Origin of the sequence: Alkalimonas cellulosilytica (assembly GCF_036325985.1) — a bacterium.
GTDB lineage: Bacteria > Pseudomonadota > Gammaproteobacteria > Enterobacterales > Alteromonadaceae > Alkalimonas > Alkalimonas cellulosilytica.
On sequence record NZ_JAUHLI010000040.1, the window covers coordinates 1 to 2,988 of the forward strand.

The following is a 2,988-nucleotide window of genomic DNA, read 5'->3' on the forward strand; positions in this document are numbered from 1 at the left end:
GCCGCTGCAATTCAGTATGCAGCTGGCAGTATGTATCGGTAGCCAGGTTATCCGGTGCTTGCACATACAGCATGGCGGCTTTGGCCGTTTTCACATCGGCCTGAGCCAGCAGTGGTTGTTGCAACAGGCTTGCTACTTGCGGGCTTAGCGGCTGATTGAGGTCCAGCTGGTGCCAGCCAATAAGCATCCCCCCCTGATGACTGAGCATGGTTTTAAAATGAATGATATCCAGGTGAATTAACCCTGGCTCAATCATGAGTCCAAGCAGCTGCTGCAAGGCCTGATGCAAAAAGACATTGCTCGCATCCAATGCCTGATGAAGCGCAGTGTGACCACCAAGGGCTTGACGCAGCAGATCATTTGGCAATTCCAGAATGCTGCTGCACTGACTTTCCAACTGCTGCAAAGTCGCTTTGGCTTGCTTTAAGCGCGCACCGCCTTCAAAAGAAAAAGGAGTGATCACAAAAGCCAGCGTATCCTGAGCTTTTAGCTGGGCCAATTCCTCCAACAGAGCGCCACTGGCACCGCCCAGAGCTGCGCACAGCACCACCACATCCGCATGCGCTATTGCTTGCTGTACCGCCAGATAATCCTCATCGGCCAGCCGCTGCTGTAACGGTCCCGAAGTTTCATTAAGATGAAAACACAGCGTATCGGCTCTGTTTTGCAGCAAGGCGGCTTTGTGGTGCATCAATGCATAGCGCACCGGCACTGGCAGCTCCGCTTGCTGGGTTTTGGCAACCAGATAACAACCCAAACTACCCACCCCTAGCAGTAACACAGATGCACCTGAACCGGCCTGAGGTTTTTGAGCATCTTGCTTTGTGGACTTTTGGGTTGAACTTGGTTGAACGGCTGGCATGCACAGACTCCTATTTTGTGATAGCGACAGCATACGGCAGCGCTGCGACAAAATAAGCCGCAGCTAAACCCAGCCGATAAGCGACCTATTTTGTCGCTGGAAAACAGTAAGCTGGCAGCACATTGGTTTGAGGAATTACCATGGCCAAGCTGCTGCTACTTTCACCGACCTTGTGCTGGCAACAGCGCCTACCTGAGCTGTCGCCTTATTTCATGGGGACGCTTCATGGTAATGAGCTTACCCGAACCGAGCGTCTGACATTTGAAAGACTTAACAAACGGCTTTATGCACTGGAGCAAGAACTCGCAAAGGACATAGCGGCTGTAATGGAAGATCTTCCAGCCCTGTGGCTCCATGGGCAAGCAGCGCCTTTCCAGTGCAATGTAAGGCTTTACTTTTGCCTGCATGATGACGATCCGTATTACAACGATGATGACAGCAATTACCTGGTGTTGATGGAGCTTCAGGTGCAAACTGCGCCTTGGGAAAATCAGCAATTGCCTGACGGCCCCAGGGCAATGTTGTGGCCCTGCCCTTCCTCTTCGCTTCAGCAACAGCTCGCTACCGCTCCTCACAGCGGTATGCTGGCCACCTTACTTGCAGAAGGCTTGAGCCTGGCGAATTGTTTACGCATTGGCAGCGTCAAGACAGAGCTGTTGTTGACATGCCGCAGTAGTCATCGCTTCAATCTGCCGTATGCTAGGCGCTTGTCCGCGATGGCAGATTATGCTGCCCCCTACACAGAGGCCATCGACCGGCTGGGCATCAGCAAAGATGCCTACCCATTGCTGCCCAAACAAAAAATCTGCTTAAAAGGAAACAAATGATGTGCGGTTACTGCATAGAGGCAGCGCTTTGTTGCAACTTTCACCACAGGGGACGTTTTGTGCTCCCCGATAGTTTGGATGAACAAAACCCAAAGCCTGGCTCGGATGAGGGCTGTTACGCTTTGTTTGAATCGCCTGAACCATCGGAACTGCCAGAGCCCTGGCTTAGTGCGGTCAAATCCTATCATCCCTACTGGCAACTGCGTGTTTTAGAGCAGGAGCTGCTGAAACTGCCAGTTTGTTTTAAGCGGTTAAGTACAGAGGAGTCGCAGTCAAAAAGCAACTGGCCACACCTGAGATCCGTCTGGCAAGCGGCCCTTCAACAAACAGAGCCTGCTTTGCCAACAGAGCTGTCAGATGCCATGCTGGCTGAGGCCAGTCACTGCCTTGAATATGCTGCCGCCCACTTCTACAGCAGCGGCGATTTAACTGACGGTGATGCCAGCTCAGCTGCGGATTTTGAAGCACTGTTTCCACTATTTTGGCTAGCTTTTCGTTTAATGCAGCAGCATCAGCCGCTTCACCCGCTGTTTCGACAACTGGCTTGCTCTGAGCCAACCCACTGCCCTGATTTTTTGGGCAGCGATCTGCTGCTGATCCGTCATTCCCTGCAGCACTGTGCACAGCAGCTTGGGATGCCATTTCTCGAACAACACGCCAATGAGCTGCGAACTGAACTCATCACTTATGTGCTGAATGCCAACCCATGGAGCCCTTCTGAATTATTGCAATGGCAAACCTTGCTCGACAACTGGCAAGGTAGGCAAGAGGTGTATGGCATTGGTAATGCGCAACGTCTGCTGGCGGAGTTGCTTGCTGAACAGAAATCTCCAATTTAGAAGTCGCTGACCCTACTGCTCTGTTTCTTTAAAACACACGTACAACCACAACAAACAAAGCAAAAGGACTAACCGTGAAATCCGTATTCACCTTATTTACTGCCGCCTTGCTGGCCGGCTGCTCTGTGGTCGGCCAGAACCATGTTGAAATTGCCCCTTACACCCAGTTGCAGGTGGATGAGAGCCGGGGTATTGATGTGCGCCATTACGATGCCATGGTGTTGGTTTCGGCCGATATGGCTGCGCATGGCCAAAATGGTGCTTTTCGAAAGCTGTTCCGCTACATCAGCGGTGCGAACGAGGGCGCGCGCGACATCGCCATGACCGCACCGGTGTTTATGGAGGCTTCAAATGGTCATCAGGGGGTGTCCATCGCGATGACGGCGCCGGTCTTTATGACCGATACGCCTGAGCAGGCGCGGATGTCTTTTGTGATGCCGGCGCACTTCACGCTGGAAAC

4 protein-coding genes are annotated in these 2,988 nt (G+C 52.5%); 3 read left to right on the forward strand and 1 reads right to left on the reverse strand.

Going from position 1 to position 2,988, the window contains the following annotated elements:
• The coding region (locus QWY20_RS18390) for an FtsZ/tubulin family protein (RefSeq protein WP_330130437.1) at positions 1-781 on the reverse strand (781 nt) is incomplete at its 3' end.
• Between the two features lie 221 nt (positions 782-1,002).
• On the opposite strand from QWY20_RS18390, the gene QWY20_RS18395 reads away from it, so the two are divergent.
• The 3 genes from QWY20_RS18395 to QWY20_RS18405 form a co-directional block, all read left to right on the forward strand.
• Positions 1,003-1,689, forward strand: coding sequence for a hypothetical protein (locus QWY20_RS18395; protein WP_330130438.1), 687 nt, complete (start codon positions 1,003-1,005; stop codon positions 1,687-1,689).
• A gap of 59 nt (positions 1,690-1,748) precedes the next feature.
• The gene (locus QWY20_RS18400) at positions 1,749-2,528 is read left to right on the forward strand and encodes a hypothetical protein (RefSeq protein ID WP_330130439.1); all 780 of its coding nucleotides are present in this window, start codon (positions 1,749-1,751) and stop codon (positions 2,526-2,528) included.
• 74 nt (positions 2,529-2,602) lie between these two features.
• Positions 2,603-2,988, forward strand: a 386-nt coding sequence (locus tag QWY20_RS18405; RefSeq protein WP_330130440.1) for an SOUL family heme-binding protein, incomplete at its 3' end; no start/stop codon positions are given.